The organism is Syntrophaceae bacterium (assembly GCA_013177795.1).
In the GTDB taxonomy this organism is placed as follows: domain Bacteria; phylum Desulfobacterota; class Syntrophia; order Syntrophales; family UBA2192; genus UBA2192.
The window spans coordinates 495,156-519,255 of sequence record JABLXY010000002.1; the positions used below are offsets into that span (position 1 = coordinate 495,156).

General features: G+C 67.6%; 26 protein-coding genes. 11 read left to right on the top strand and 15 right to left on the bottom strand.

Going from position 1 to position 24,100, the window contains the following annotated elements; all coding sequences use genetic code 11:
• Positions 1-55 precede the first annotated feature (55 nt).
• Both HPY67_07275 and HPY67_07280 read left to right on the top strand, forming a co-directional pair.
• Positions 56-1,018 (top strand): DUF2950 domain-containing protein, encoded by a 963-nt coding sequence (locus HPY67_07275; GenBank protein ID NPV04515.1) that lies wholly within the window; start codon positions 56-58, stop codon positions 1,016-1,018.
• Positions 1,019-1,274: 256 nt separating this feature from the next.
• Positions 1,275-1,907: a clan AA aspartic protease gene (locus tag HPY67_07280; GenBank protein NPV04516.1), complete on the top strand. Its 633-nt coding sequence runs from the start codon at positions 1,275-1,277 to the stop codon at positions 1,905-1,907.
• An 8-nt stretch (positions 1,908-1,915) separates the two neighbouring features.
• Here the strand turns inward: HPY67_07280 and HPY67_07285 are convergent, their stop codons facing one another.
• Positions 1,916-2,221 (bottom strand): MTH1187 family thiamine-binding protein, encoded by a 306-nt coding sequence (locus tag HPY67_07285; protein ID NPV04517.1) that lies wholly within the window; start codon positions 2,219-2,221, stop codon positions 1,916-1,918.
• A gap of 229 nt (positions 2,222-2,450) precedes the next feature.
• On the opposite strand from HPY67_07285, the gene HPY67_07290 reads away from it, so the two are divergent.
• A complete protein-coding gene (locus HPY67_07290) occupies positions 2,451-2,837 on the top strand; it encodes a hypothetical protein (GenBank protein NPV04518.1) in 387 nt (128 codons plus the stop codon).
• A 262-nt stretch (positions 2,838-3,099) separates the two neighbouring features.
• Here HPY67_07290 and HPY67_07295 read toward each other — a convergent pair whose 3' ends face one another.
• From HPY67_07295 to HPY67_07305, 3 genes are all read right to left on the bottom strand, one after another.
• Positions 3,100-4,008: an alpha/beta hydrolase gene (locus HPY67_07295; protein NPV04519.1), complete on the bottom strand. Its 909-nt coding sequence runs from the start codon at positions 4,006-4,008 to the stop codon at positions 3,100-3,102.
• 92 nt (positions 4,009-4,100) lie between these two features.
• Entirely contained in the window at positions 4,101-4,802 is a 702-nt protein-coding gene (locus tag HPY67_07300; protein NPV04520.1) for an AAA family ATPase, read from the bottom strand.
• A gap of 64 nt (positions 4,803-4,866) precedes the next feature.
• Positions 4,867-6,954: an elongation factor G gene (locus tag HPY67_07305; protein NPV04521.1), complete on the bottom strand. Its 2,088-nt coding sequence runs from the start codon at positions 6,952-6,954 to the stop codon at positions 4,867-4,869.
• A gap of 380 nt (positions 6,955-7,334) precedes the next feature.
• Here HPY67_07305 and HPY67_07310 point away from each other — a divergent pair, with 380 nt between their 5' ends.
• The 4 genes from HPY67_07310 to HPY67_07325 all read left to right on the top strand — a co-directional run bounded on the left by HPY67_07310 (position 7,335) and on the right by HPY67_07325 (position 10,785).
• Positions 7,335-7,751 carry a hypothetical protein gene (locus HPY67_07310; GenBank protein ID NPV04522.1) on the top strand — a complete coding sequence of 139 codons (417 nt, stop codon included), beginning with the start codon at positions 7,335-7,337 and terminating at the stop codon, positions 7,749-7,751.
• Between the two features lie 39 nt (positions 7,752-7,790).
• Complete coding sequence (locus tag HPY67_07315; protein ID NPV04523.1) at positions 7,791-8,744, top strand: methyltransferase domain-containing protein; 954 nt, start codon at positions 7,791-7,793, stop codon at positions 8,742-8,744.
• 56 nt (positions 8,745-8,800) lie between these two features.
• A complete protein-coding gene (locus HPY67_07320) occupies positions 8,801-9,748 on the top strand; it encodes a class I SAM-dependent methyltransferase (GenBank protein ID NPV04524.1) in 948 nt (315 codons plus the stop codon).
• Positions 9,749-9,849: 101 nt separating this feature from the next.
• Positions 9,850-10,785 (top strand): chemotaxis protein CheX, encoded by a 936-nt coding sequence (locus HPY67_07325; protein NPV04525.1) that lies wholly within the window; start codon positions 9,850-9,852, stop codon positions 10,783-10,785.
• A 52-nt stretch (positions 10,786-10,837) separates the two neighbouring features.
• Here the strand turns inward: HPY67_07325 and HPY67_07330 are convergent, their stop codons facing one another.
• On the bottom strand, positions 10,838-11,356 hold the full coding sequence (locus HPY67_07330; GenBank protein NPV04526.1) for a hypothetical protein: 519 nt from the start codon (positions 11,354-11,356) through the stop codon (positions 10,838-10,840).
• A gap of 55 nt (positions 11,357-11,411) precedes the next feature.
• Entirely contained in the window at positions 11,412-12,812 is a 1,401-nt protein-coding gene (locus HPY67_07335; protein NPV04527.1) for a PAS domain-containing protein, read from the bottom strand.
• 397 nt (positions 12,813-13,209) lie between these two features.
• Between HPY67_07335 and HPY67_07340 the strand changes: the two genes are divergently transcribed.
• Entirely contained in the window at positions 13,210-14,076 is an 867-nt protein-coding gene (locus HPY67_07340; protein ID NPV04528.1) for a hypothetical protein, read from the top strand.
• Positions 14,077-14,193: 117 nt separating this feature from the next.
• On the opposite strand, the gene HPY67_07345 is transcribed toward HPY67_07340, so the two are convergent.
• The 7 genes from HPY67_07345 to HPY67_07375 all read right to left on the bottom strand — a co-directional run bounded on the left by HPY67_07345 (position 14,194) and on the right by HPY67_07375 (position 20,043).
• A complete protein-coding gene (locus HPY67_07345; GenBank protein NPV04529.1) occupies positions 14,194-14,520 on the bottom strand; it encodes a hypothetical protein in 327 nt (108 codons plus the stop codon).
• A 120-nt stretch (positions 14,521-14,640) separates the two neighbouring features.
• The gene (locus tag HPY67_07350) at positions 14,641-14,955 is read right to left on the bottom strand and encodes a hypothetical protein (GenBank protein ID NPV04530.1); all 315 of its coding nucleotides are present in this window, start codon (positions 14,953-14,955) and stop codon (positions 14,641-14,643) included.
• Positions 14,956-15,088: 133 nt separating this feature from the next.
• A complete protein-coding gene (locus HPY67_07355) occupies positions 15,089-15,916 on the bottom strand; it encodes a BACON domain-containing protein (GenBank protein NPV04531.1) in 828 nt (275 codons plus the stop codon).
• Positions 15,917-16,173: 257 nt separating this feature from the next.
• Entirely contained in the window at positions 16,174-16,542 is a 369-nt protein-coding gene (locus HPY67_07360) for a response regulator (protein ID NPV04532.1), read from the bottom strand.
• A gap of 199 nt (positions 16,543-16,741) precedes the next feature.
• Positions 16,742-18,100: a sigma-54-dependent Fis family transcriptional regulator gene (locus tag HPY67_07365; GenBank protein NPV04533.1), complete on the bottom strand. Its 1,359-nt coding sequence runs from the start codon at positions 18,098-18,100 to the stop codon at positions 16,742-16,744.
• A gap of 9 nt (positions 18,101-18,109) precedes the next feature.
• The gene (locus tag HPY67_07370) at positions 18,110-18,553 is read right to left on the bottom strand and encodes a tetratricopeptide repeat protein (GenBank protein ID NPV04534.1); all 444 of its coding nucleotides are present in this window, start codon (positions 18,551-18,553) and stop codon (positions 18,110-18,112) included.
• Positions 18,554-18,591: 38 nt separating this feature from the next.
• Positions 18,592-20,043 carry a HAMP domain-containing protein gene (locus HPY67_07375; GenBank protein ID NPV04535.1) on the bottom strand — a complete coding sequence of 484 codons (1,452 nt, stop codon included), beginning with the start codon at positions 20,041-20,043 and terminating at the stop codon, positions 18,592-18,594.
• 398 nt (positions 20,044-20,441) lie between these two features.
• Between HPY67_07375 and HPY67_07380 the strand changes: the two genes are divergently transcribed.
• Entirely contained in the window at positions 20,442-20,867 is a 426-nt protein-coding gene (locus HPY67_07380; protein NPV04536.1) for a hypothetical protein, read from the top strand.
• Between the two features lie 49 nt (positions 20,868-20,916).
• The gene (locus tag HPY67_07385; GenBank protein NPV04537.1) at positions 20,917-21,354 is read left to right on the top strand and encodes a universal stress protein; all 438 of its coding nucleotides are present in this window, start codon (positions 20,917-20,919) and stop codon (positions 21,352-21,354) included.
• A 45-nt stretch (positions 21,355-21,399) separates the two neighbouring features.
• Here HPY67_07385 and HPY67_07390 read toward each other — a convergent pair whose 3' ends face one another.
• The gene (locus HPY67_07390) at positions 21,400-21,837 is read right to left on the bottom strand and encodes a hemerythrin family protein (protein ID NPV04538.1); all 438 of its coding nucleotides are present in this window, start codon (positions 21,835-21,837) and stop codon (positions 21,400-21,402) included.
• A gap of 161 nt (positions 21,838-21,998) precedes the next feature.
• Between HPY67_07390 and HPY67_07395 the strand changes: the two genes are divergently transcribed.
• Complete coding sequence (locus tag HPY67_07395) at positions 21,999-22,349, top strand: hypothetical protein (GenBank protein ID NPV04539.1); 351 nt, start codon at positions 21,999-22,001, stop codon at positions 22,347-22,349.
• Positions 22,350-22,451: 102 nt separating this feature from the next.
• On the opposite strand, the gene HPY67_07400 is transcribed toward HPY67_07395, so the two are convergent.
• Positions 22,452-24,059 carry a DUF3300 domain-containing protein gene (locus tag HPY67_07400; GenBank protein ID NPV04540.1) on the bottom strand — a complete coding sequence of 536 codons (1,608 nt, stop codon included), beginning with the start codon at positions 24,057-24,059 and terminating at the stop codon, positions 22,452-22,454.
• Between the last annotated feature and the right edge of the window lie 41 nt (positions 24,060-24,100).

The following is a 24,100-nucleotide window of genomic DNA, read 5'->3' on the forward strand; positions in this document are numbered from 1 at the left end:
ACGGGACATCGTCGGTCGATCACAACGGACACGCGCTTTTCGATGGAGGACCCCCATGGTTTCAACCTCTCGTCACGACGGAGCGAGGCCGGCGCTGCGGATCGCCCTTGCCGCCCTCACAGCCGTCCTGATCCTCATTGGCGGCCCCGGGCCCGGGGCCCAGGCGGCCGCGCCGAAGCAGAAGACCTTCCCATCGCCCGAGGCGGCCGTCAAGGCCCTCATGGATGCCGTCCGGGCGGATGACGTCAAGTCGCTGACAGCCCTCTTCGGGCCCGGCTCGGAGGATCTCGTCTCGTCGGGGGACGACGCGGCCGACGCCCGGGACCGGGCCCTGTTTCTGAAGGCCTGGAATGAGGCGCACCGGCTGGAGAAAACCGGCTGGGGCAGGCGGGTGCTCTACGTCGGCAAGGACGATTGGCCCATGCCGGTGCCGATCGTGAAAGCAGGCAAGCGGTGGCGGTTCCAGACCGAGGAGGGCCGGCAGGAGATCCTCAGCCGCCGGGTCGGCGCAAACGAGCTCGGCGCCATCCAAACCTGCCTGGCCATCGTGGATGCCCAGAAGGAGTATGCCGTTCTCGACCGCGACGGCGACAAGCTGCTGGAGTACGCGCAGAAGTTCGAAAGCGAAAAGGGCAAGCGCGACGGCCTGTACTGGGAGACGGCGCCCGGCGAGCCCCTGAGCCCGCTGGGGCCCCTGGTGGCCCGCGCCACGGCCGAGGGGTACAAGAACCCCGAGCTGATGTCGCCCTACCACGGCTACTACTTCAAGATCCTCACGGCCCAGGGCGAACACGCCAACGGGGGCGCCTACAGCTACATCGTCGACGGCAGCATGATCGGCGGGTTCGCCGTCGTGGCCTGGCCGGCCCTGTACCGGTCCTCCGGCGTCAAGACCTTCATCGTGAACCACGAGGGCATCGTCTACGAGAAGGACCTGGGGCCCGAGACGGCGAAGCTCGCGGCGGCCATGACGGTCTTCGACCCCGATTCGACCTGGAGGAAGGTCGAGGTCAAGTAGACAGCGCACCGACCGGCGCAAGGAAGGCCGCCCCACGCAGCGGGGGCGGCCTTTTTTTCCCGCTGTGCGGCAAGGAACGGCAAGGAAGACCTTGACGGACAGGGTAAGATGCTTGCATATGTCTTTGGAACATGAAGGGGAGGAGGCTGCGGCGATGCAGGTGTCGCGCGCCTTGGTCACGGCGAGGGAACGGTTGCAGAGGGGATGGGTCCTTCCCGGAAAGTCGGGTCAGCGACAAAGGGATGCCGGAGAGAACATGCGCGTGCGCCGGGGCATGACGGCAGGGATGATCCTGTGGGTTCTTTGCGGGGTCGGTCTGACGGCCTCTGCAGGAGCCGACAGCGGCGTGGCGGGCAGGCTGATCGCTGCAGGCGGCACGGCGGTGGCCTCGTCTTCCGTCGCGGCCGCCGGGCAGGCGGCGCAGTCGCCCAAGCGGGCAGGGGCGCAGGAAAGCGGCGAGACCTGGACGCGCCGGGAGGAGAGGGTCGTCTCCGGGGGCAACGAGCCGACGAGGGTCCGGATCCGGGGCAACGCCGTCCTCGTCCCCGTGACGGTCGTGTACGGGGGGCGGGAGGCCGACCTGCACCTGCTGCTCGACACCGGCGCCTCCGCGACGACGATCCACGCAGGGGTCGCCGATCAGCTGGGCATCGACCTGGGCCGGGCGAAGAGGGTCCGGGTCCAGGTCGTCGGGGGGGACGTTCTGGAGGCCCGTGCGGTTGCGCTCGACAGGCTGACGGTGGGGCCGCACACGAGGCGGGACGTGACGGTCGTCGTCGTGCCCCACAAGGGCCCCGCCGCCCGGTACGACGGGCTGCTCGGCATGGACGTGCTGCGGGGGCTCGAGTACCGGGTCGACTTCAAGAAGCAGGTGATCGTCTGGGAGTAGGCGGCTCGCTACTTCCTGAGCTCCCGCCCGAGCCTCTTTTCCACCGAGCGGATCTTCTCCGTGATGCGGTCGGCCTTCCCCGGCCGGTCGTCGATGATGATGGTCGTCAGCGCCCGGGGCGCTCCCCGCAGGGCCTCCCGGTGGCACGCACCGATCAGGGCCATCACCTCGTCCCACTCGCCCTCGACGATCGTCCCCATGGGCGTGAGCCGGTAGGGTAGGCCGCTGCCGTCGACGAGGTCCAGGACCCTCGCCACATGCTCGCTGATGCTCTCCCCCCTGCCGAGGGGGACGATGCTGAACTGCACCAGCATGACACACCTCCTGACCGATTTTCCGGGTGCCCCGTCGGCGGATGCTTGGGGCCCCCGGCAGAGTCTACCACAAAACCCCTTCCTTTCCGCCCGCCGCGGCGGGAACCGGAAATGGGGTGGCATTTCGGCGCAATCCCTGATAGAAATAAGCGCATCGTTCGGCGTGCCCGCACGCCGCGTGCCCCGCCGGCGGCCGGGGAAAACAAGGAGAAGGAGAGGACGGGACCCTATGGCATCGAAGGTCAAGCAGACGCAGCTGCGGAGGAGGGAGCAGTACGAACGGAAACTGAAAACCCGCCTGGCACTCCTGGCGGAGCGGGGCATGGAGCCTGCCCGGATCGGGAAGGACCCTCTCGTCCGCAGCCTGCGCGCCCAGATCGACGCCACCGACGCCCGGCTCAAGGCGATAGCCGCCATCGAGCGGCGGACGGCGGAGCTGGCGAAGATCAAGGCCGAGAGGGCCGAGGCGGAAAAGGCGGCCACGGCGCCGGCCCCCGCGAAGGCCGAGGAGGGCGGCAAGGAAAAGAAGGCGAAGGACGCGAAGAAGGCACCCGCGGAGGGCCAGGAGAAAAAGGAAAAGAAGGAAAAGAAGAAGAAGGAGGAAAAGCCGGAGTAATCCGGGCTTCCCATACAGCGCAATACGGTAAGACCAAAGGGCCGCCCTCCCGTCGGGGGGCGGCCCTTTCTTCTGTGGCCGCGGGCTCACCCGCGCGGGCCGCGATGGGCTTCCTGTAGAAGAGGCTTCGGCCCTTCATCGGCTCCCCCGACCCGTCCTGTTCCAGGGCGTGTTTTCATCCCCAGCACATTTTGCACGGAAGCGCCGCAGGAATCCCGGCGCCCGGCACCGCGCCGTCCCCGGGGGCACGTCGAGGCGGCATTCACGTTCGCCCCGAACGGGCGTCCCACAATTTTCTTGCCCGCTGCCACCAACGTTGTGCCGCCGGCCGCCGCCCGCGTGCCGCCTCAGAGGCGAAATCGGCCAGCAGGGAGCGAAAGGCCTCGGGGCGCTCCAGCTGGGGTGCATGGCCCACCCCCTCCCAGACGATCCACGCCGCCTGCGGCAGCTCGGCGGCCATCCGTTCCAGGGGCTCGCGCGGCACGACCCGGTCACGATCCCCCCAGAGAATCACCACCGGCAGATCCAGCGCCGGAAGCCTGTCGCGGACATTCCAGTCTTCCAGGGAGTCGATGACGTCCTGGATTGTCTCCCGCGTGACGCGCGAGGCGTCCTCGACGATCGCCGCGAACAGCGCGCCCCGGTGGTCCATCCCCGGGGTGATCCGGGTCAGCAGGTGGGACAGGATGGCCCGGTCGATACGGGTGCCGGGGGAAAAGAACGGCAGGGGGGTGTTCTCCGCGAGGCGGGGCAGCGTCAGGCCGAAGGCCGCGTGGTCCGCCTGAGGGGAGCGGGGCATGCCCTCCGGCGGCGGCGGCGACACCAGCATGAGCGATTCGACCCGTCCCGGGTGATCCAGGGCGTACTGCAGGGCCACCGCGGCGCCCAGGGAGTGGCCGACGAGCCGGAGCGCCGGCAGCGCCAGCCGCCTGAGGAACTCGTCCAGGTCCGCCGCGAACCGCCCGATGCCGGCGCCCGTCACGGCGCCGGCGGACTCGCCGAATCCGCGCATGTCCGGGGCGTAGAGCGTGCAGCCGGCCGGTGGGTTTTCGAGCACGGGCAGCCACCACCGCCAGGAGGCGATGTTGCCGTGCACGCAGACGACGGCGGTCTCCCCGTCGCCGGCCCGCTCGTAGTGCATGGTCATGTCGGGCAGTGAGACAAACGGCATGGCTGATCGTCGGGCCTCTTCATGTCCCGCGGGTCCGGGGCCGGGCAGCGCGGCGTGCGGTCAATCCTGTGCTCGCCGCCGGCCGGCCTCTCTCACGGCTCGTCCCGGATGAGCATCGTCGCGGGGTCGAGGCGAAGGCGGCCCGCGGCCTCGTCGACGGCCACGCCCCGCAGGGGCTCGATGGCGATGTCGGCGCCCTTCGGCTCCAGCTTCAGGACCACGTCGAACAGGTCGCTTGCCTCCGCGAGGGCGGGCGGCAGCCCCTCGGGCGTGGGCGTTTCGTGCCGGTGGGTGTGGACGGTGAACCAGGCGCAGACCCCGAGCCTGCCGGCAAGCAGCTTCAGGGCCATCAGGCGCTCCCGGGCGGCCTCCCCGAAGGGGAACCCGTCGATGAGGACCATCTCGGGGTGGAAGATGTTCTGGGCCGTGAGGTCCGTGAGCCGCTCCTCGAGCTTGGGGACGGTGAACCCCTCCACCCGGAAGGTCATGATGAACCGGTGGGGCAGCAGGTCCTCGAGCACCCCGTCGAGCTTCGACCACCGGGAGCGGCCGGCGAGGTCCTGGAAGAGCTTTTCGTACCAGAGGCTGACCTTGGTGACCGGCTCGTCGAGGCTGATGTGCAGGACGTTCTTTTCCCGCAGCATGGCGTTGAGGGCAAGCTGCACGATGAACGCCGTCTTGCCGACCCCGGCCGGGGCCAGCACGGCGCCGAAGCCGCCTGCCTCGAGAATCTCCTCCCCCTCACGGCCCAGCGACCGCAGCGGGTTGCGGAGGATCAGGTCTTTCTTGAACATGCCGATATTCCTGTCCCTGAGGTGGATGACGTTTTCGATTCGCTGCGTCCGCATGGGCGCGGGGCTAGGCCGCGTTCTTCTTGCGCGCCGCCACGTCCTCGGCGATCTTCTCGGCGATCGACTGCGGCACGAGCTTGTACATGGCGAACTCCATCGTGAACTGCGCCTTGCCCTGCGTCGCGGAGCGCAGGGCCGTGGAGAAGCCGAACATCTCCGCCAGCGGGACGTGGGCCTCGACGACGGACAGGACGCCCTCGTCCTGGGCGCCGACGATCATGCCCCGCCGCTGGTTCAGCAGGCCGATGACCGGGCCCTGGAACTCGGTGGGCGTCTCGACGACGACCTTCATGACGGGCTCGTGGATCACGGGCTTGGCCTTCGCGTAGGCCTCCCGGAAGGCCCCGCGCGCCGCCGCCTGGAAGGCGATGTCGGAGGAGTCGACCGAGTGGGCGGCCCCGTCGTTGATGACCACCTTCACGCCCGTGACGGGGAACTCCATCTTGGGGCCCTTGGCCAGGCACGACCGGAAGCCCTTCTCGCAGGCCGCGATGAACTGGGTCGGGATCGCGCCGCCGACCACCTGGTTCTCGAAGACGAAGTCCTCGTCGGCGACGGGCTCGATCCAGCCGGCCACGCGCCCGTACTGGCCGGAGCCGCCGGTCTGCTTCTTGTGGGTGTAGTTGAAGTCGGCGCGCTGCGTGATCGTCTCCCGGTAGGCCACCCGGGGGCTGCCCGTGGTCACCTCGGCCCCGTACTCGCGCCGCATGCGCTCGACGTAGACCTCGAGGTGCAGCTCGCCCATGCCCTCGATGATCGTCTCGTTGGTCTCGGCGTCCACGCGGCACCGGAAGGTCGGGTCTTCCTTGGTGAAGCGGTTGAGGGCCTTGGACATGTTGGCCTGGGCCTTGCTGTCCTTCGGCACGATCGCCAGCGAGATGACCGGCTCGGGGACGTACATGGAGGTCATGGTGAGGTTGACGCCCGGGGAGACGAAGGTGTCGCCCGAGGCGCACTCGATGCCGAACAGGGCGCCGATGTAGCCCGCCGAGACGGCCTCGATGTCCTCCATCTGGTCGGCGTGCATGCGCACCACGCGGCCCACCTTGACCTTCTTGCCCGTGCGGACGTTGACGATGGTGGAGCCCTTGGCGATCGCGCCCTGGTAAACGCGGATGTACGTGAGCTGCCCGTAGGGGCCGTCCTCGAGCTTGAAGGCCAGCGCGACGACGGGCTTCGCGGGGTCGCTCGCGAGCGTCACGGGCGCCTCGCCGTGGTCCATGTCCAGAGCCGTGTTCTCCACGTCCGCGGGGCACGGAAGCAGGGCGCAGACGTAATCGAGAAGGGGCTGGACGGCCTTGTTCTTGTAGGCCGATCCCATGAGCACGGGGGTGAGCTCGCGGCGGATCGTCCCGGCGCGCAGGGCCCCGATCAGCAGGTCCCGCGGGATCTCCCGCTCCTCGAGGGCCGCCTCCATGAGCTCGTCGGAAAACATGGAGGCCGCCTCGATCATCTCCGCCCTCTTCGCCTCCGCCTCCTCGCGCAGCTCCGCGGGGATCTCCTCCCTGCGGACCACCTCGCCGTTTTCCCCGTCGAAGTACAGGGCCTGCATGTCGACGAGGTCGACGACGCCCTGGAAGTTCATCTCGAGACCGATGGGGATCTGCAGGGCCACGGCGTTGTGGCCGAGCTTCGACCTGAGCTGGGCGATCACGCGGGACGGGTCGGCCCCGCTGCGGTCGCACTTGTTGATGAAGGCGATGCCGGGGACCCGGTAGCGCTTCATCTGCTGGTCCACCGTGATCGACTGGGACTGCACGCCGCCCACGGAGCACAGCACGAGAACCGCGCCGTCGAGCACGCGCAGGGAGCGCTCCACCTCGATGGTGAAGTCCACGTGCCCCGGGGTGTCGATGATGTTGATCTCATGGCCGAGCCACTCGCAGAAGGTCGCCGCCGAGGCGATCGTGATCCCGCGCTCCTTCTCGAGCTCCATGGAGTCCATCGTGGCGCCGACGCCGTCCTTGCCCTTGACGTCGTGGATCGCGTGGATGCGCTTGGTGTAGAAGAGGATGCGTTCCGTCAGGGTCGTCTTGCCGGAGTCGATGTGGGCGCTGATGCCGATGTTCCGGACCTTTTGGATGTCGATGTTCATGGTTCCTTTCCCGGTGTCTTGTGTTGTCGTCCCCTGCGCCTAAAAGAAAACTCCCCGCATTTGAAAGGGCTCGTCAAATGGGGGGAGCCAGAGGACCCGTTCCATCAATGTCTGGCAATCTAGCTGCAAATTATGACAGAATTTTCGCAAACTAGTGAAAGTTTGATTAAATGTCAAGTGTTTTTTTCGAAAAATCGGGGGCCCGGCCGCCGAATGTCCCGTTGCGGCATGGCCGCGGGCAAGGCGCGCCGATGCCCTGCCGGGCGGCGGCCGGCGATATTTTGTTGCCGGGCCGGCGGGTTGATGGTAGGGATACGGATGGCAACGGCCGGCCCCCGGCGGCGCATCCCGGGCCGGGGCCGTCAAGACGGGAGTCCAGCATGGGGAAGATCTACGAATACCGGACAACGGTGACGATCGGGGACACCAACCTGCTGCAGCACATGTACTTCGTGCACTTCTTCACGCTGCAGGGGATCACGCGGGACCTGTGGGTGAAGGAGTGCGTGCCCGGCGGGCTCGAGGCCATCCGGGACGGACTCGTGCTCATCACGAAGAACGCCATGTGCGAGTATAAGAAGGACTTCTTCCTGTACGACCGTGTGCTCGTGCAGATGCAGATCCGGAACATCCGCGGGGCGAGCGTGGAGCTCGTCTTCCGGTTTCTCAAGGAAGACACCCTGGAGCTGCACGCCGAGGGCACCAACGAGATCGTCTTTGCCGACAGCAGCCACCGGATCCGCCGGATCCCGCCGAACTTCCGGAGCGCGGGGATCGAGTACTCCGCCGACGGATGACGGCCCCGCGCCCACGGCTCCGTTTCTTCGGGGGAAGGGATGAAGAAGACCTGGCTTTCCATCGCCCTGATCGCCGTCGCCGCCGTCTCGCTCCTGGTGCTTCTGCCGAGGGAGCGGGCCGACCTCGCCACGCCCGAGGACACCGGCATCCTGTGGGACGGGCTCTACCTGGGCAAATACATGTTTGCCGAGGTCCCCTACGTCGCGACGCCCTACGAGGTCGTCGACGAGATGATCCGGCTGGCCGACGTGAGGGCGGACGACGTGGTCTACGACCTGGGCTGCGGGGACGGGCGGCTCGTGATCGAGGCGGTCAGGCGGACGGGCTGCCGCGGGGTCGGGGTCGACATCGACGGGGATCTCATCGCGCTGTGCCGGGCGCGCGCCCGGGCGGCCGGGGTCGAGGAGCGGACCCGTTTCGAGACGCAGGACTTTTTCGAGACCGACGTCCGCGAGGCGACGGTGATGCTGATCTACCTGTTCACCCACATAAACCTGCGGCTGCGCCCCAAGTTCCTGGAGGAGATGAAGCCCGGCTCTCGCGTGGTCTCCAACACCTTCGACATGGGCGACTGGAAGCCGGACCGCACGGTCCGCGTGGGGGGGCGGCGGATTTTTTGCTGGGTGGTCCCGGCCAACGTCACGGGGACCTGGACCTGGACCGAGCCGGGGCGGGGCGGGGGCACCGCCGCGCTGGCGGTCGACCAGCGCTTCCAGCAGATCCGGGGGACGCTCCGGCGCGGGGGCACGACGACGGCGATCGTCGATGCGTCGGTGACGGGGGACCGCATCGCCTTCGCGGTCGAGCAGGAGGCGGACGGCGTGAGGGTGCGGCGCGATTTCACGGGTATCGTGGAGGGCGACCGGATCGCGGGCACCGTCGTATCGACCGAGGGGACGACGGTGCGGACGAGCCGCTGGCGGGCCGTCCGCGACCCGTCGACGAGACGCCCGATCGACGCGGGGTCGCAGAAGACGGAGTTCGGGCCGTAGCGCGGCGTGGGCGGGCGCCGACCCGAATTCCCGCAGAATCGCAACGGGGTCTGAACATGCGCAGCTCCCGGATCCGGACGGTGCTGATCGGTCTTGCGGTCCTGTCCCTGTGGGCCTGCTCATCGGCCGGACACGACCCCCCGGGCGAGTCCCCCGGTCTCCTGGACATCCTGCTTGAGTGGCGCGGCGCCTTCTCCGACGTCCCCTTCGTGGTGACACCCTACGAGATCGCCGATCAGATGATCCGGATGGCCGGCGTGACGGCGGACGACGTGGTCTACGACCTGGGCTGCGGGGACGGGCGGCTCGTGATCGAGGCGGTCAGGCGGACGGGCTGCCGGGGGGTCGGGGTCGACATCGACCCGGCGCGCATCCGGGAGAGCCGGGCCAACGCGAAAGCCGCGGGCGTCGAGGACCGCGTGCGGTTCGAGCAGCAGAACTTCTTCGACACCGATCTCCGCGAGGCCACGGTGGTGCTGATCTACCTCCTGCCCGAGATCAACATCCGTCTGCGTCCCAAGTTTCTCGAAGAGATGCGGCCGGGATCGCGGCTGGTGTCCCACGCGTTCGACATGGGCAACTGGACGCCGGACGACCGGGCCCTCGTCGGGCTGCGGGGCGTCTACCTCTGGGTCATCCCGGCCAACGTCACCGGGGACTGGACATGGACGCCGGCGGAGGGGGCCGGGGTAGAGCACACGCTGCGGATTCGCCAGGACTTCCAGAGAATCCGGGGGGAGCTGATCCGGCCGGGCGGCCGGACGGCGATTGCCGACGCGCAACTCACCGGTGACCGGATTTCGTTTGCCGTCGAGGACGAGATCGGCGGCGTGCCGGTACGGGTGCATTACGCGGGGGTGGTCGCGGGAAACACGATCACGGGGACGGTCGGTGCCGAGGGCGGGGTCCGGGGGCAGCGCGCCCGCTGGCACGCGGTCCGCAACGCCGCCACCGCCAGGCCGGTCGATGCGGGCCCCCGCATATCGGAGCTGCGCTGGGACTGAGCGGGAGGCGCCGAACTGGCACGTCGGTTGCAAACCATGCAGAATCAGCAAAACGCGTTCGGTGGAGAGACGCTTCCATCCCACCCGAGCGGGGAGTCTGCATGGACGTCAAGTACATCAACCCCTTCCTGAGCGGCACGCTGGAGGTCCTGAAGAAAATGGCCGCCATCGATGCCGTTCCCGGCAAGCCCCATGTCAAGACGGACGAATCCGCCTTCGGAGATGTCTCGGGCATCATCGGCATCACGGGCGATGCCCTCGGATCCCTGGCGCTGAGCTTCTCCGAGGCCTGCATCTGCAGGGTCGTCGCCAACATGCTGGGCGAGAGGTTCGACGGCGTGACCCAGGAGATCATCGACGCCACGGGGGAGCTCACGAACATGATCTCCGGGGCGTCGCGGACGCAGATGGAGAAGATGGGGATGCGCGTCTACGCGGCCATCCCCACGGTCGTCCACGGGAAGCGGCACACGATCAGCCACATCCTGAAGGCCCCGAGCATCGTGATCCCCTTCTCAACGGCGGCGGGCCCCTTCTTCGTCGATGTCTGCATCCGGACCACGGAGCAGGGCGAGAGGGACGCCGTGCATTACGGCGTCGCCAATGTGCAGACGCCCGTGGGACCCGCGCCCGCCGCTCCGCCGGCGGGGCCGAAACGTGCACCCGCGGCCGCCCCGGGAGAGGCCGTCCCCGTGATCGACATCCGCCCCGCGGCGCAGGGGGGACCGGGCAGGCCGGTCGATCTCAACGAGGTCAAGGAGGGCGCGGCGGGCAAGCTCGAGACCCTGCGGGCGAGGCTCAGGGAGCTCACCGCGAAGCGCAATGCCGTCCAGGGCGAGCTGAACGGCAAACCCTTCATGGAACTCGCGAGGCGCAAGCGGCTCAAGAGCGAGCTCACCTTCTACGACGGGCAGATCAAGAAGCTCAAGCTCGACATCCTCGGGCTGGAGATGGTCGCCAGGATGTCGCAGGAGGACCTCGACAACCCCAAGATCACGGCGCATTACCAGAACTACGACACGCGAAAGAAGCGCTGATCGTCCCGGGCCGGGGTCTCTGGGGCTCTGCGCACGGCAGGGCCGCCCGCCCCTACTTCGTCTTTTCCCCTCCCCACAGCGAAAGCAGCGGGGTCTTGATCTTCATGGCCTTGCACTTGTCGTCGAGTTCCTTCCGCATCAGTTCGTCGTACCGGTCGATGACCACGAACTCGGCGTAGTCGAACATGAGGATCATGCGGCTCTGGCTTTCCAGCGCGTGCCGCTGGTCCACGGCCGTCTCGAAGATGGCCTGGTACTCGGCGAACAGCCACATGTGGCGCCGCATCAGGATGAGCGCGTAGATGGCCTGGGGCAGCGGGATGCGGTCCCGGTAGCTCGCGTCGGCGTACTTGGTGAACAGGGTGTAGGCGTCCTCGAAGGGCTTGTCGGTGGCGAAGAGCTTCAGGAAGCTGCTGTAGAAGCTCAGCGCCTGCTCCATGGCCTTGTCTTCCGCCATCCCGTGATAGACCGGCGTCTTGGGGTTGATCTTGACGTTCTTATACCATTGCTGGGCGATGGCCCGGGCGTTCTGCTCGACGATCTCGATGAGCTTTGCAGCGTGCGGTCTCATGGCCTGACCTCCTTCCTTTCAGCCTGTGTGGGGATCCCGGTCGCCGGATTGTCCGCTAGGACGGCTTGCCGCTCTTGCGGTCCGTGCTCTTCTTCAGGGCGTTTTCGGCCAGCTTCTGCTCCGTGATGTCTTCCAGGGTCTCCACGGCCCCGACGAGCTCGCCCCGCGAATCCCGGATTGCGGCTGCCGTGAACCGCAGCCAGCGGCCGCTCTTGCCCAGGTCGGGGAAGAAATCGGTCGCCTCGAAGGCCTCCTCGATGAGGTCGGATTTGCGGTATTTCCCCGAGTACCATTTCGGAATCTTGTCCGCCGCGCGGTCCACGAGCAGGTCGGCCATGCAGGGGCGCTCCTTGGCGTAGAAGGCGCGCCAGTGCTCGTTGGTGCCGACCATGTCCTTGGCCTTCAGGTTGGTCAGCTTCTCCAGGGCCCGGTTCCAGTACAGGATCCGGTGGTCCTTCCCGATCACGAAGGCGGGGATGGAGAAGCCCTGGACGATGCTGTGCAGCCTCTTTTCGCTCTCGGCGAGCTTCTGCTCCGTCTCCTTGCGCTCCGTGATGTCCTCGAGGGTCTCGATGGCGCCCGTCAGCGCCCCCCGGGAGCTGCGGATCGGGGAGACGGTGAAGCGCAGCCACCGGCCCTTCTCGCCCAGATCGGGGAAGAAGCCCTCGGCCTCGTACGTGTCCTCGAGCAGCTTCGATTTCGCGACGCCGCCGTACCACTCGGGGATCGTCTCGAGGGACTGGTCGACGAGCAGGTCGGCCATGCAGGGGCGCTCCTTCGCATAGAAGGCGCGCCAGTGGCGGTTGGTGCCGATCATCTCCTCGGCCGGGATCCGGCTCAGCTTCTCCAGGGCCCGGTTCCAGTAGATCACCTTGTGGTCCATCCCGATCACGAAGGTCGGGATCGGCGAGCCCTCGATCACGCTGAAGAGCTGCTGCTCGCTCTCGCGCTGCCTGAGCTGCGCCTGCATGCTCTCCGTGATGTCCTCGAGGGTCTCGATGGCGCCGATGATCTCGCCGTGCGTGTCGCGGATCGCCGCGGCCGTGAACCGCAGCCAGACGCCCTTGTCGCCCAGGGCGGGGAAGAAATCGGTCGCCTCGAAGGCCTCCTCGAGCAGGTCGGACTTCCGGTACTTGCCCTCGTACCACTTCGGGACCCGGTCCGCCGCCCCGTCGACGAGCAGGTCCGCCATGCAGGGCCTCGGCTCGGCGTAGAACGCCCTCCAGTGCTGGTTGGTCCCCACCACCTCGCTCATCGGGATCTTGCTGAGCTGCTCGAGGGCCCGGTTCCAGTAGAGGATCCGGTGGTCCCGCCCGATCACGAAGGCGGGGATGGAAAAGCCCTGGACGATGCTGTGCAGCAGGTACGCGGATTCGCGGGGGTCGCCCGGGAGGCTACCCTTTCCCCTTGCGGCCCTGCCGCCTCCGCCCTTCTTTTCGACTGTTTTCTTCTTCATGACTCAGCCCTCCTTTCTTGAAAAGCCCGCCCGATCGGCCGCGCATCCGGCCGCGGCCGGATCTCCCGCGTGACGGGCCCGCTGACCCGTTGACCATCGCCTCGCCCGCGACCGTCCGGGTCCCCTGCCGTCCCCGGCACGTCCGGGTTCATCCGCCGGGGGACCCCTGGCTGCAGGATGCGCGAAAACCGGCGGAAAGACAATAGGAGTAGATCAATAGGTAAACGGTAGGTTAATCCTCATGATCCGGCCCGGGCGGGAACGGCCCCGCCCCCGCCTTAAAGGAATGGCGTCGTTGTGCCGATGAATTCTGCACGGGCTGCCGGGAATCCGCTCCGCCCCGCCCGCCGGAAGTGGGGGCGGGGCAAAACACCTTGCCCCGGCAAGCCGGGAGCCGATGTTTCACCCCCTGTTGCCCACGGAGGGCCTTCTGCGCCCCGCCGTGCATGTCCTCGTCTGCAGCGGGCCCGGGCCCGCCGATCCGGAGATCGGGTCCTTCCTGGAGGCGGTCTACCCGGAGACCCTCTGGCGGCTGTCGATCCACGAGGCCGTCAGCACGGCCGCTGCCGTTTCGCTGATGCAGGACGTGCGCGTGCACCTCGCGATCCTCCTGACCGAGCGTCTCGAGGTGGTCCCTCCCCCGCGAGGCGCCATCGGGCCGGCCTCCGCCCTCGGGCTGATCCGCATCCTCAAGGCGGCCTGGAACGTCCCGGTCGTCGCCGTCGCGGGCTCGACGGTCGTCGACCCCGGCCGCCGGGAAGAGATCCTGGCCTGCGGTGCCGACTGCGTTGTGCAGCGGCCCCGGCAATTGTGGGACATCCGCCTCAGGGTCGAGGCGATGACGTCGGTCTTCTACTCGCGGGACCGGCTCGAGGTGGCGCCGGAGGTGCCCGTGTTCGTGAAGAATCAGCTCCGCCGATGGGACGGCATCGCGGCCGTCGCCTACGAGTGCTTCCGGAGGTACGGCCGCGTCGTCATCGGGGTCGAGGGTGACGAGGCCGACCCGGGTGCGGCGTCGTTCACGGCGATCACCTGCAACCCCTTCGGCGGGTGGCCGGACCGGAGGGTCCAGCAGATGGTGCTCTGCTACGATCCCGAGTGCGAGATCGTCGTGCGGTTCACCGACCTCACGGGCCGGGTCAGGACGGAGAGGCTCCGCACCGGTCCCGAGGGCAACAGCCCGAGGAAGGCCCACAAGATCGGCCTGCTCAACGACACGCTGCGGACCCTGCGAGTGGGGCGCAAGACGGCGCCCGTCGGGTGAGGGGAAAGAAGAAGGCCCCTCGCTCCCCCCGAGAGGGGGAAAGAGGGGAGGGATGTGGCGTTTCCTGATGAAACACGGACCGCGGTGACGCGTCGGCCGCACGCCGCGTCGGCCGGCCTAACGGCGGAAGCTCGTGACGTCGAAGTAGTACCGCAGGCGGGCCCCGTCGCTCGTCCGGATGACGAAAATCTCGTAGCTGCGGTCCCCGGCGTGGAGCATTTCCTGGGACTCGATGAACCAGTCGCGGCTGCGCAGGCCGTGCAGGCCGGAGATGTAGGCGTACTGGTCGGCGAGGCCCTTGCGCCAGTTGCGGGCGTGGATCACGACGGCGTGCTCCATGTCGATCCCGTCGCCGCCCGACCAGTCCTCGGCCATTTCCGCCGCCACGGCCTTGCTGATGCCCCGGCGGGGCTTTTTCTGCCTGAGCGCATCGAAGAATCCCATCGTGGACCACCCCCGGACGGATTGGATACAGGATTCAGTGCAAGACATGTGCCCGGGATAATGAAGGAGGCGCAGGGGGCCGGCGGCGCTCACCCGATGACGACGTTCCGCGCCTCCTCCTCACCCGGCCGGGGTCGCGGGCGCACCGGGCCTCTTTTTCTCGAAGGTTGCCCGGATCGTGTGGTCCTCCGTCAGGTTCGTGAACATGTACATGGTCACGGGACCGATGGAAACCCCGTCCACCTCGATATCGCGGATCGCGTAGCCCGACCAGGGCCGCATGACGAACATCTTGCTCAGGCCGTACCCGACGGAGAGCCGGTTGGCGGGCGTGATGGAGCCCCCGTGACCGGAAGAGGCAATGATGGTGACGACCGAGCGCATGCGCCCGGTGTCGGGGGGTGTCTTGATTCTCGCCGTGCTCATTGGGTGCATGTGCCGCCCTGACGGGTGCCGCGGACACTCTGTTTACGACTGCCGGCCGCGGGAGAACGCCGCAAAGAGATTCCCCCGGGGAACGGAGGGGGCCGTGAAAACTTCCCCGGGGGCATCCTTCGCGGCGTGCCGGCTACTTCCTCTTGAACGTCACGCTGATCGTCTCGTTGCCCTTCACGCTGGGGAAGGTGTAGGACTTGACGGCGCCCACGGAGACGCCGTTCACCTTCACGTCGTAGATCTTGTAGAACCAGTAGGGCTTCATGGTGAACGTCTTGCTCGAGCCGTAGGCCACCGTGACCGTGCCCGAGGGCGAGATGGTGCCCCCCGTGCCGGCCGTGGCGGTGATCGTGACGCTGGCCGACGCGGCCTGCTGGCTGACCGTGAAGGCGCTGCCGGCGATCTTCAGGGTCGCCGACCGCGGGGCGGCGTCCGTGTTGGCCGCCACGGCATAACCGACCGTCCCCGGCCCGGAGCCGCTCGAGCCCGATGTCAGGGTCACCCAGGAGGCGCCGCTTGCCGCCTCCCACGCGCATCCGGCCTGGGTGGTGACCGTCACGCTGCCCGTGCCCCCGGAGGCGCCGAAGGACTGGCCCGCCGGTGCGACCGAATAGGTGCAGGCCGCGGCGGGCGGCGTGTAGGAGACCTCGCTGGAGTAGGCGCTCTCCCGGCCCGTCGAGTCGTAGGCCTTGCAGGCGAAATAATACGTCCGGCCCGTGTCGAGGCCGGTGATGCTGACGCTCGTCCAGTTCCCCACGTCGACCGTGCTGGAATAGCTTCCGCTCGATGTCCCGTAGCCGACCTTGTAGCCCGCCACCGTCGGCTCGGTGTTGGCGTCCCAGGCCAGGGTCACGCCCGCCCCGAGGGCCGGCGCCGGGAAGACGGTCAGAATCAGAAGGAGAGAGGCGAAAAGCCGGGCTAAAAGGGGGACACCGGAAGGGACGCGTCTCGTGTTTGCCATTTGCAGCTCCCGCAGTCCTGATCGGAAACATCCGGCAGGTCAAGCGCCTGCGAGGAGCCTATAGGCAACGAGCATACCACCGGGGATGAAAAGAACCCAAGTCCCTTATTTTATTTATTTTTCTGTTGATTCGGACAGGGCGGCGGCGGGAGGTGAAGGGGCCCCGGGTGAAGGGCAAGGACTACACGAGACGGCCCATTATGTTGGAATCCGCCGTGATCCCGATGGTTTGCGGCGTCTGGTTTTACCTTCACCGGTCACGACACCGCCGCGGGGGAGTCCTCCCGGCACAGCCGCAGGATGGCCCTGTGCAGCTCGCCGAAGGGGACGGGCTTGTAGAACCAGGCATGAGCGCCCGATTTCTCGAAATCGTTCACGTTGACAGCCCCGGTCATGCCGATGACCCGGATGTGCGGGTACGCCTCCCTGACCCGCTCGCACAGCTCGAAGCCCGTCATCCCGGGCATGATCGCGTCGGTGATGACGACGTCGTAGAAGCCTCTCTCGAGCAGGCGCAGCGCCTCGAGACCGTTTTCGGCCACGTCCGTCTCGAAGCCCGCCCGGACGAGGTAGAGCTTCAGGATCTCCGTCATGAAGGGATCATCGTCGACAACCAGGATTTTCATCCTCCGCCCCCCTGTTTGTGGATGGGGCTGCAGTACAGCAAGGGTCGTACCACCGGCCCCGGCTTCTCAAAGACCCGGATTCCGTTCATCCTTTTGGCGCCTGCACGCCGGGCGCCTGCCCCGGACCCGGTGCCCGGCGCAGGGGATTCCCTCCGATGCGCACGGCCGCGCGGCGGGTCAGGGCGAGGCCCTCCGGCCGTCACCCTTTCCTGAAATCGAGCGGGTTGATGTGGTACTTCTCCAGCAGCTCGTAGAGGTCGGCCCGGTACTTGCCGGCCAGCTTCGAGGCCCGGCTGACGTTGCCCCGGCTGATCTTCATGAGCTGGACCAGGTAGTTGCGCTCGAAATCCTGCTTGCTTTCCTTCAGGGGCTTGAAGGCGTGCTTCTCGTCCGCCTGGCCCGGGAGGAGAATCAATTCCTCGGGGATCACGTTTTCCGTCGACATGACCACGGCGCACTCGATGATGTTCTCGAGCTCCCGCACGTTGCCGGGCCAGGCATAGAGCATCAGCCTCTGCATGGCGCCGGGCGCAAGCTTCTTGGGGGGCTTCTGGAGCTTGTCCGCCACCTTGGCCAGGAAGTGCTCAACCAGCACGGGGATGTCCTCCTTGCGCTCCCGCAGGGGCGGCACCTTGATGGGCACGACGTGGACCCGGTAGAACAGATCGCTGCGGAAGTTTCCCTGTTCGACCTCCCGGGCGATCTCCTTGTTCGACGCCGAGACGATCCGGACGTCGACCTTCACGGTCCGGTGCGAACCCAGGGGGTAGAACTCCTTTTCCTCGATGGCCTTGAGGAGCTTTCCCTGCATGGGCAGGGGGATCTCGGAGATCTCGTCGAGGAAGATGATGCCCTTGTCGGCCTGGACGAAGAGCCCCTTCTTGCTCGCCACGGCGCCCGTGAAGGCCCCTTTCTCGAAGCCGAACAGCTCGCTCTCCAGCAGGTTGGCGGGGATCGCCGCGCAGTTGATGGCGACGAAGGGGTGGTCCCGGCGCTTGCTGAGCCGGTGCAGGGCCCGGGCCACCATCCCCTTGCCCGTGCCGCTCTCGCCGCTGATGAAGACGTTGGAATCCGTCTCGGCGGCGAGGGCCACGGCGTCGAAGACGCGCTTCATGGCCGCGCTGGGCCCGATGATGTTCTGTCCCTCCAGGTCGGAGCGGGTCAGGCGCCGAAGCCGCTTCACCTCCCGCGACAGGCGGGCCTTCTCGATGCCGTTGCGGATCTGGACGAGCAGCTCGCGGTTGTCGAAGGGCTTGGTGAGGTAGCTGTACGCCCCCTCCTTCATGGCCTCGACGGCGCTCTCGATCGTCCCGTAGGCCGTCAGGATGATCACCGGCAGCTCGGGGTCGATGTCGCGGATGCTCTTCATGAGCTCGATGCCGCTGCCCTCGGCGAGACGCAGGTCGAACAGGGCGATGTCGAAGGTCTCCTCCGCGAGCCGCTTCTTCGCCTCGCGGGCGTCGGAGACCGCCGTGACGTCGTAGTTCTCCGACTCCAGGCGCATCTGCAGCACCTTCAGGACGCTCACGTCGTCGTCGACGATCAGGATCCGTTCCATCGTGTTCCCTCACTTGCGCGGCGTCAGGGTCCGCCGCTTCTCCTCCAGGCTCCGGTCGATCTCCTTCATCTGCTCGATCTGCTTCTGCAGCGCGTCGACCTGCTTTTCGAGCGCCTCGACCTGCCGCCTCAGGGCCGGGGCCCCCCGGTCCCGGTTGGCGAGTTCCCTCTCCCGGCCCGCCAGTTCGCCCAGGATCGCGATGATGGCGTCGGCCGGGGGGCGCCAGTCGCTCCGGGGATGCTCGGCGACGAGCTGCCGGAACGTCTCCAGGGCCTTTCCGTAATCCTTCTTCGGGTTGCGCGGGTGGGCCTGGATGACGCCGATCTTGAAGAGGCTCTCGTCGGCCGCCCGCGGGTAGAGCCGGATGATCTCGCGGTACTGCTGCTCGGCGGCCTCGAAGTTCCCCGCGGCCAGCTGCTGGTTCGCCTGCCAGGTGTCCGGCCTGGACAGCATCCCCTGCAAGCCCGAGCACCCGGGCACAACGGTCAGGATCAGGCAGGCAAGGAGAAGGTGAAGGTGCTTCCCTTGCCGATTTCGCTTTCGGCCCATACCCGGCCTCCGTGGGCTTTGATGATGTGCTTGACGATGGCGAGCCCGAGGCCCGTCCCGCGCACGGCGCTCTTGCCGTCGTCGATGCGCTTGAACTTCTCGAACACTTCCTTCAGCCCCGACTCGGGGATCCCGCGTCCCGTGTCGGAGACGGACACCTCGACGAGCCCCGCCTGCGGGCAGCGCGCGGCGATCGTGATGCGCCCGCCGTCGGGCGTGAACTTCAGGGCGTTGCTCAGCAGGTTCTCGATGACCACCTCGATCTTCTCGGTGTCCATCCGGATCGGGGGCAGGTCCGGCGGCAGCTCGACGTGCATCTCGATCCGCTTGCGCTGGGCGACGGGGGAGAAGCGCTGGAGGTTGCGCTCCACCAGGGGCCCGAGGGGCGCCGTCTGCAGCGTCAGCGGCATGGTCCCCGATTCCATCATGGAGAAATCGAGCAGCCGGGTGACGGACCGGATCAGGCGCTCGCAGTCCTCGCGGATGAGGGTGTGCAGCTCCCGCTGCTTCTCCGGCTTGTCCCGGAACAGGCCCTCCTCGAGCATGCCCGAGGCCTCCCGGATGGCCGTCAGGGGCGTGCGGAGCTCGTGGGAGAGGTGGCTGATGTAGTCGATCTTCATCCGGTCGAGCTCGCGGAGCCGGTCGCACATCGCGTTGAACGCCTCGGCCAGCTCCCGGATCTCGGGGGGCGACGCGATGGCCAGCGGCTCGCCGAAATCGCCCCGGGCGACGGCCTTCGTCTTGTCCCGGAGGCGGGAGATGGGGACGTTGATCGACTGCGTGTTCAGCACCGAGACGGCGATCATCAGCACCATGGCCACGACGAGCGAGATCAGGATCGCATCGGCGTTGCGCACCGAGTTGGCCTCGATCTCCCGGAGCTTGTCGTCCCGCTCGTCGTAGGAGATCCGGGTCAGGTCGCGCAGGCTCTGCACGGTGTCCGCGACGATGAGGTCCTGCTCGATCCGGTACCGGGCGAGCTCGTCGGCGGCGACGCGGCGGCTGCCCGCCTGGGCCGCCATCTCGTCGAACAGGGCGCCGTAGCGCCCCTGCGCCGTGCGGATCCCCTCGAGCAGCGCGCGCTTCCTCTCCGTCTCGGCCAGCGAGGCCAGCTCGGCCAGCTTGCCGGCGAGCGTGCGCTCGATGTCCTTGAACTGCGTCAGATAGGCCTCGTCGCCCGAGACGAAGAACTTCTTCTCCGCCGCGTTGGCGCTGTAGAGGATCTCCTGGCATTCCTCCGAGAGCTGGATCATCCGCGTGTCGTAGGAGGCGACGGCCCGGATGAGCCGGTTGAACTCGCTGAGGTTCCAGATGGTGTACAGGCCGGCCAGCAGGACGACGACGATGATCAGGAGATAACTGCTGATCAGCCTGAAGAGGATCGAAACGTTCAACGCCTACGGATGCCTTTCTCCCGGTGGTTGCCGCGGCGTCCCCGACGGTCCGCCTGTGCAGTAGTTACCAGAAAAACCGGTTTTTTCCAATCTTATCTTCCCGGCCCCGCCGCGGCGGGCCGAGATAGCCGTTGACATCCGGTTTCTTTTGCCCTATCAAGAAAACAGGGAGGCGCAACCGGTGCCGCGTCCCCCTTGCGTTTTCTTCCTTTCACCCGTTGTGTGACCCGGACGGCAAACCACTCAGCCCGAACCACTCCGATACCACCCGGGGATCCGCCGCGCGGAGGACGGCGGCGGCCCGCAACCCCCCAGCCGATGCGATGCGGACGGCCGGCGAGGGCGCCGCAGCGGCGATCAGGCGTAGCAACTGAGTTTCTCGGCAAGGAGGTGCTGACATGATCAGGAAAGCGGCGTTGACGAAGCAGATCTACGTGACCGTGGACGACGAGATCGGCGTGCTGAACCGGATGGCCGACTCCCTTGCGGACCGGGGGATCAACATCGAGGCCGTTGCGGGCTACGAGATGGCCGGGACCGGCAAGGCGCGGGTCATGCTGGTCGTCGACGACACCCGCAGGGCCTGCGACCTGCTCAAGCAGAAGGGGTTCACGGCCCTCGAGGAGAGGGAGGAGATCCAGGTGGAGCTCGACAACAAGCCGGGCGCCCTGAAGGGCGTCACGAGCCTGCTGGCGGCCAAGGGGATCAACATCAAGCAACTCTACGGGACCATGAGCTCGGAGAAGGCGCCCGTCCGCGTGGTGCTGGCCACGAGCGACAACCAGGCGGCCATCGTGACCCTGAAGAAAGCCGTGGCCAAGTAGGCACGGGACCTCCGCACGGCTCCGCGCTCTGCCGGAAAGGAGGCGGGCCATGGAAGGGATCAGCCGGATTCTCGTCGTGAGCAGGCTGACGCGCTACTGCCGCAAGGCGGTGCGCTTCGGCGTCTCCCTTGCCCAGAAGTACGACGCCGAGCTTGCCGTGCTCCACGTCGTGGAGAATCCCTTCAAGAAGGGGTGGAACCTGCCCACCATCCATTACGAGGAGCAGTACAGGAAGGACATGGCGCGGGTCAGGGCGGAGCTCGACGAGATCGTCCGCGCGGAGAAAAAGAAGGGCATGGCGGTCCGGGAGTTCGTCGAGGAGGGTGACCCGAAGGAGGAGATCCTGAGGGTCATCGAGCGCGAGCGCATCGACCTGGCGATCCTCACCGCCCACGAGGAGGGACGACTCGAGCACTTCCTCTACGGGCGGGGACTGGACAGCCTCATCCGCCGCATGCCGTGCTCGATCCTGCTCGTCAGGGAATAGAATCGGCGGGGGCCGGGCGGTTCGAATCACAACAGGGGGCGGGGCTCACCGTCGCTTGAGGGGCGGGAGCGCCGCGCTCAGGTAGCGGCCGAGGGCCCTGTCGGTCTTGCCGATGTGACCCACCAGCCAGTTGGCGATCCACCTCTGAAACTCGGCGACGAGAAGCGGGGAGGGCCCGTTGTCCAGGATCTCCTCCCGGAAGGCCGCAAAGTCGCGCGCAAAGGCCCGGTGCTCGGCCCTGTGCACCCTCTCCTCCGCGTAGCCGCCGTCCTCGGTGTAGAACTTCGTCATGTACTGCTCCTCGAGCGAGAAGTGCGTCTGCACGTAGCGCTCGAGGAAGCCGAACAGGCCGGGGATCTCCCCGGGACCGCCGCCGGCGCGAAGCTTCTCGAAGAAGACCCCGACCCGGTGCAGAAGCTCCTTGTGCTGGTTGTCGATCTCCTCGATCCCGACCGACAGCGCCGGTGTCCAGGTAACGTGCACGGTCCGGTGACTCCTTGCGGCGGATGGATTTGGTGCGAGGCGACGGCCCCCCACAGCATCCTTATCGGCTGGGGCGCGGGGGTTCTTGAGGCCGGCGCGCTTTTCCTTGCGTTGTGAGCCGCCGGGGGGTATCCTGTCGAAAAGTGCAAGGAGGGGACGACATGCAGGATTTCATCCGGAAAGTGCGGCTGCTCAGCGTCGGCCTGTTCTACCTCGGCAAGGAGAAGGTCGAGGAGACCGTTGCGGAGCTCATCAAGAAGGGGGAGATCAGCGAAAAAGAGGGCAGGGCCCTCATGATCGAACTGCTCGCGAAATCGAAGGCGGCCACGAAGGACCTGGAGGCGCGAATCCAGCGGGCGCTTGCCGATGCCCAGGCCAAACTTCACGCGCCCCTGCTCAAGGAGATCGACGAGCTCAAGAAGAAGGTCGCCCGGCTCGAGAAAGAGGCGGCTGCCGCGAAGGCGAAAAGCCGGAAGAAAGCCGCCAGGCCGCCGGCGAAGACCGCACCGTAGAGCGCCCCCGCGCCGACGACCGCGAAAAAGCCCCGCCCGACGGCGGGGCTTTTTCTATTGTGAAGAGACGGCTTCGCACGGCACGTCCTCAGATGAACGATATCAGCGGTGACCGCCCCGGAACCCACCCCCACCGCTCCAGAAGCCGCCGCCCCCGCCGCCCTGGGGGAAACCCCGGACGGCGCCGCCTTGCGAAAAGCCCCGGAAGGAGCCCCCCGCTGCCCCGCCGCCCCGGGGGACACCCCGCAGGGCCTCGCCGGCCCATGCGCCGCCCGCTCTCGGGGCATTGAGGCTCTCGCGGCCCCAGGTGCTCTGCCGGCGGACCTCGCCGCCCCGGCCGATCCCCTCGAAGGCGCGCCCCGCTTGGCTGCGGTCCAGGCCGGCACGGTCCGCCGCACGGCGCTCCGCACCGGGCCGGGTAAAACCGGCCTCGCGCCGAACATCCCGTTCGGTCCTGCCTCCCGGGGAGATCATCGTCCCCGGTCCCTCGGCCCTGCCGGCCGCCGCATCGCTTCGCAGAGACCCGTAATGTCCCGCGGTCCCGGCGCCCGGCGTGTCGCCCCGCCCCTTGCGGGCGGCCTGTGTCTCCGACCGGGCTTCCCTCGCGGCCAGGGCATGGCGAACCGCGGAAGCGTCGGGCCTTGCCGTCGCGCGCGCGACCGCCGGGGTGCTGCCGGTCCCGGCCGGCCGTCCCGTCCCCTGCTCGAGCCTGTTGCCCTCGTGGCCGCGGAAGCCCCGCCGGCTCTCGACGGCGGCACGGTTGACCTGGCCGTATTTCTCCATCGTCGCCGTGTCGCGGTAGGCGACCCCCCTGCGGTGGGCGGGGTCGTGTTTCCAGGGTTCTACCGCCGCGGCCGCCCCAACGGCACCCGCTGCACCGGTTTGCCGTGTCGCCCAGGTCCCGCCGACGGCCCCCGGGCCGGGTCCGGGACGTCCGCCGGGGACCCAGACATTGCGGTGCACGCTCACGAAACAGGTGCGCTGGCGCCAGCCCCAGTAGCCCCACCCCGTGCCCCACCAGAAGGCGCCGACGGTCACGCCGACCCCGAACCAGATCAGGCCGGGGGCGACCGCGACGGCCGCGGGGAAGGGCCAGAGCACAAACGGGGGGAAAGCCGGCCACCACCAGGGCCCAAAGACCCACCAGGGGTCGTAGACCGGCACGTAAATGACCGAGGGGTTCGCCGGCTCGACCCGGATGATTTCGCGTTCCACGATCACCTTCTGCTGGGCCGTCGATGTAAGGTTGCCCGCGTCGTGGGCCCGCTTGCGGAGCCTCTGGACCGTGTCCATCACGTCGGCCTGCTGGGCGAGGAAGGCGTCGCCGACCTTATGGGTCCAGTCCAGATTCCGGCTCATCATCTCGAGGACGTCGGGGAAGGGCACCAGGGCCTTCACGCTGGCATCCCAGGGCTGTTTGGCCAGCGCCGCATGCCACTGGTCCGAGGGCAGATGCCTGTTCTCCCGGGCCCACCTCTCCGCCATCACGACCTCCAGGGGGTATGTGGCGGCGATGAGGACCTGGGCAAGCAGGGAGTCGGGGTAGAGGGCGATGGGGGCCAGCATCTGGTCCAGCTCCGCCTGGGAGAATGTCCGCGGGGCTGACCCGGCGTCGGCCTTGCCCGCCTGGGCGAAGAGGGGCGGCGGCAGGGCGATCAGCAGGACCAGGCACCAGGCAACGGCGTGCCGGAATGCTTTCCATGTCGGCATGTTCGTCTCCAGGGGGCTTCGAGCCCGCTTTCGGAATGGGG

Bases quoted from the DNA above. Each gene is read 5' to 3' on its own strand.
- HPY67_07345 (NPV04529.1), bottom strand. From the start codon at position 14,520: ATGGGATTCTTCGATGCGCTCAGGCAGAAAAAGCCCCGCCGGGGCATC.
- HPY67_07285 (NPV04517.1), bottom strand. From the start codon at position 2,221: ATGCTGGTGCAGTTCAGCATCGTCCCCCTCGGCAGGGGGGAGAGCATC.
- HPY67_07325 (NPV04525.1), top strand. From the start codon at position 9,850: ATGGACGTCAAGTACATCAACCCCTTCCTGAGCGGCACGCTGGAGGTC.
- HPY67_07340 (NPV04528.1), top strand. From the start codon at position 13,210: ATGTTTCACCCCCTGTTGCCCACGGAGGGCCTTCTGCGCCCCGCCGTG.
- HPY67_07320 (NPV04524.1), top strand. From the start codon at position 8,801: ATGCGCAGCTCCCGGATCCGGACGGTGCTGATCGGTCTTGCGGTCCTG.
- HPY67_07355 (NPV04531.1), bottom strand. From the start codon at position 15,916: ATGGCAAACACGAGACGCGTCCCTTCCGGTGTCCCCCTTTTAGCCCGG.
- HPY67_07300 (NPV04520.1), bottom strand. From the start codon at position 4,802: ATGTTCAAGAAAGACCTGATCCTCCGCAACCCGCTGCGGTCGCTGGGC.
- HPY67_07330 (NPV04526.1), bottom strand. From the start codon at position 11,356: ATGAGACCGCACGCTGCAAAGCTCATCGAGATCGTCGAGCAGAACGCC.
- HPY67_07290 (NPV04518.1), top strand. From the start codon at position 2,451: ATGGCATCGAAGGTCAAGCAGACGCAGCTGCGGAGGAGGGAGCAGTAC.
- HPY67_07350 (NPV04530.1), bottom strand. From the start codon at position 14,955: ATGCACCCAATGAGCACGGCGAGAATCAAGACACCCCCCGACACCGGG.
- HPY67_07280 (NPV04516.1), top strand. From the start codon at position 1,275: ATGCGCGTGCGCCGGGGCATGACGGCAGGGATGATCCTGTGGGTTCTT.
- HPY67_07400 (NPV04540.1), bottom strand. From the start codon at position 24,059: ATGCCGACATGGAAAGCATTCCGGCACGCCGTTGCCTGGTGCCTGGTC.
- HPY67_07395 (NPV04539.1), top strand. From the start codon at position 21,999: ATGCAGGATTTCATCCGGAAAGTGCGGCTGCTCAGCGTCGGCCTGTTC.
- HPY67_07310 (NPV04522.1), top strand. From the start codon at position 7,335: ATGGGGAAGATCTACGAATACCGGACAACGGTGACGATCGGGGACACC.
- HPY67_07360 (NPV04532.1), bottom strand. From the start codon at position 16,542: ATGAAAATCCTGGTTGTCGACGATGATCCCTTCATGACGGAGATCCTG.
- HPY67_07315 (NPV04523.1), top strand. From the start codon at position 7,791: ATGAAGAAGACCTGGCTTTCCATCGCCCTGATCGCCGTCGCCGCCGTC.
- HPY67_07275 (NPV04515.1), top strand. From the start codon at position 56: ATGGTTTCAACCTCTCGTCACGACGGAGCGAGGCCGGCGCTGCGGATC.
- HPY67_07385 (NPV04537.1), top strand. From the start codon at position 20,917: ATGGAAGGGATCAGCCGGATTCTCGTCGTGAGCAGGCTGACGCGCTAC.
- HPY67_07365 (NPV04533.1), bottom strand. From the start codon at position 18,100: ATGGAACGGATCCTGATCGTCGACGACGACGTGAGCGTCCTGAAGGTG.
- HPY67_07380 (NPV04536.1), top strand. From the start codon at position 20,442: ATGATCAGGAAAGCGGCGTTGACGAAGCAGATCTACGTGACCGTGGAC.
- HPY67_07295 (NPV04519.1), bottom strand. From the start codon at position 4,008: ATGCCGTTTGTCTCACTGCCCGACATGACCATGCACTACGAGCGGGCC.
- HPY67_07370 (NPV04534.1), bottom strand. From the start codon at position 18,553: ATGCTGTCCAGGCCGGACACCTGGCAGGCGAACCAGCAGCTGGCCGCG.
- HPY67_07305 (NPV04521.1), bottom strand. From the start codon at position 6,954: ATGAACATCGACATCCAAAAGGTCCGGAACATCGGCATCAGCGCCCAC.
- HPY67_07335 (NPV04527.1), bottom strand. From the start codon at position 12,812: ATGAAGAAGAAAACAGTCGAAAAGAAGGGCGGAGGCGGCAGGGCCGCA.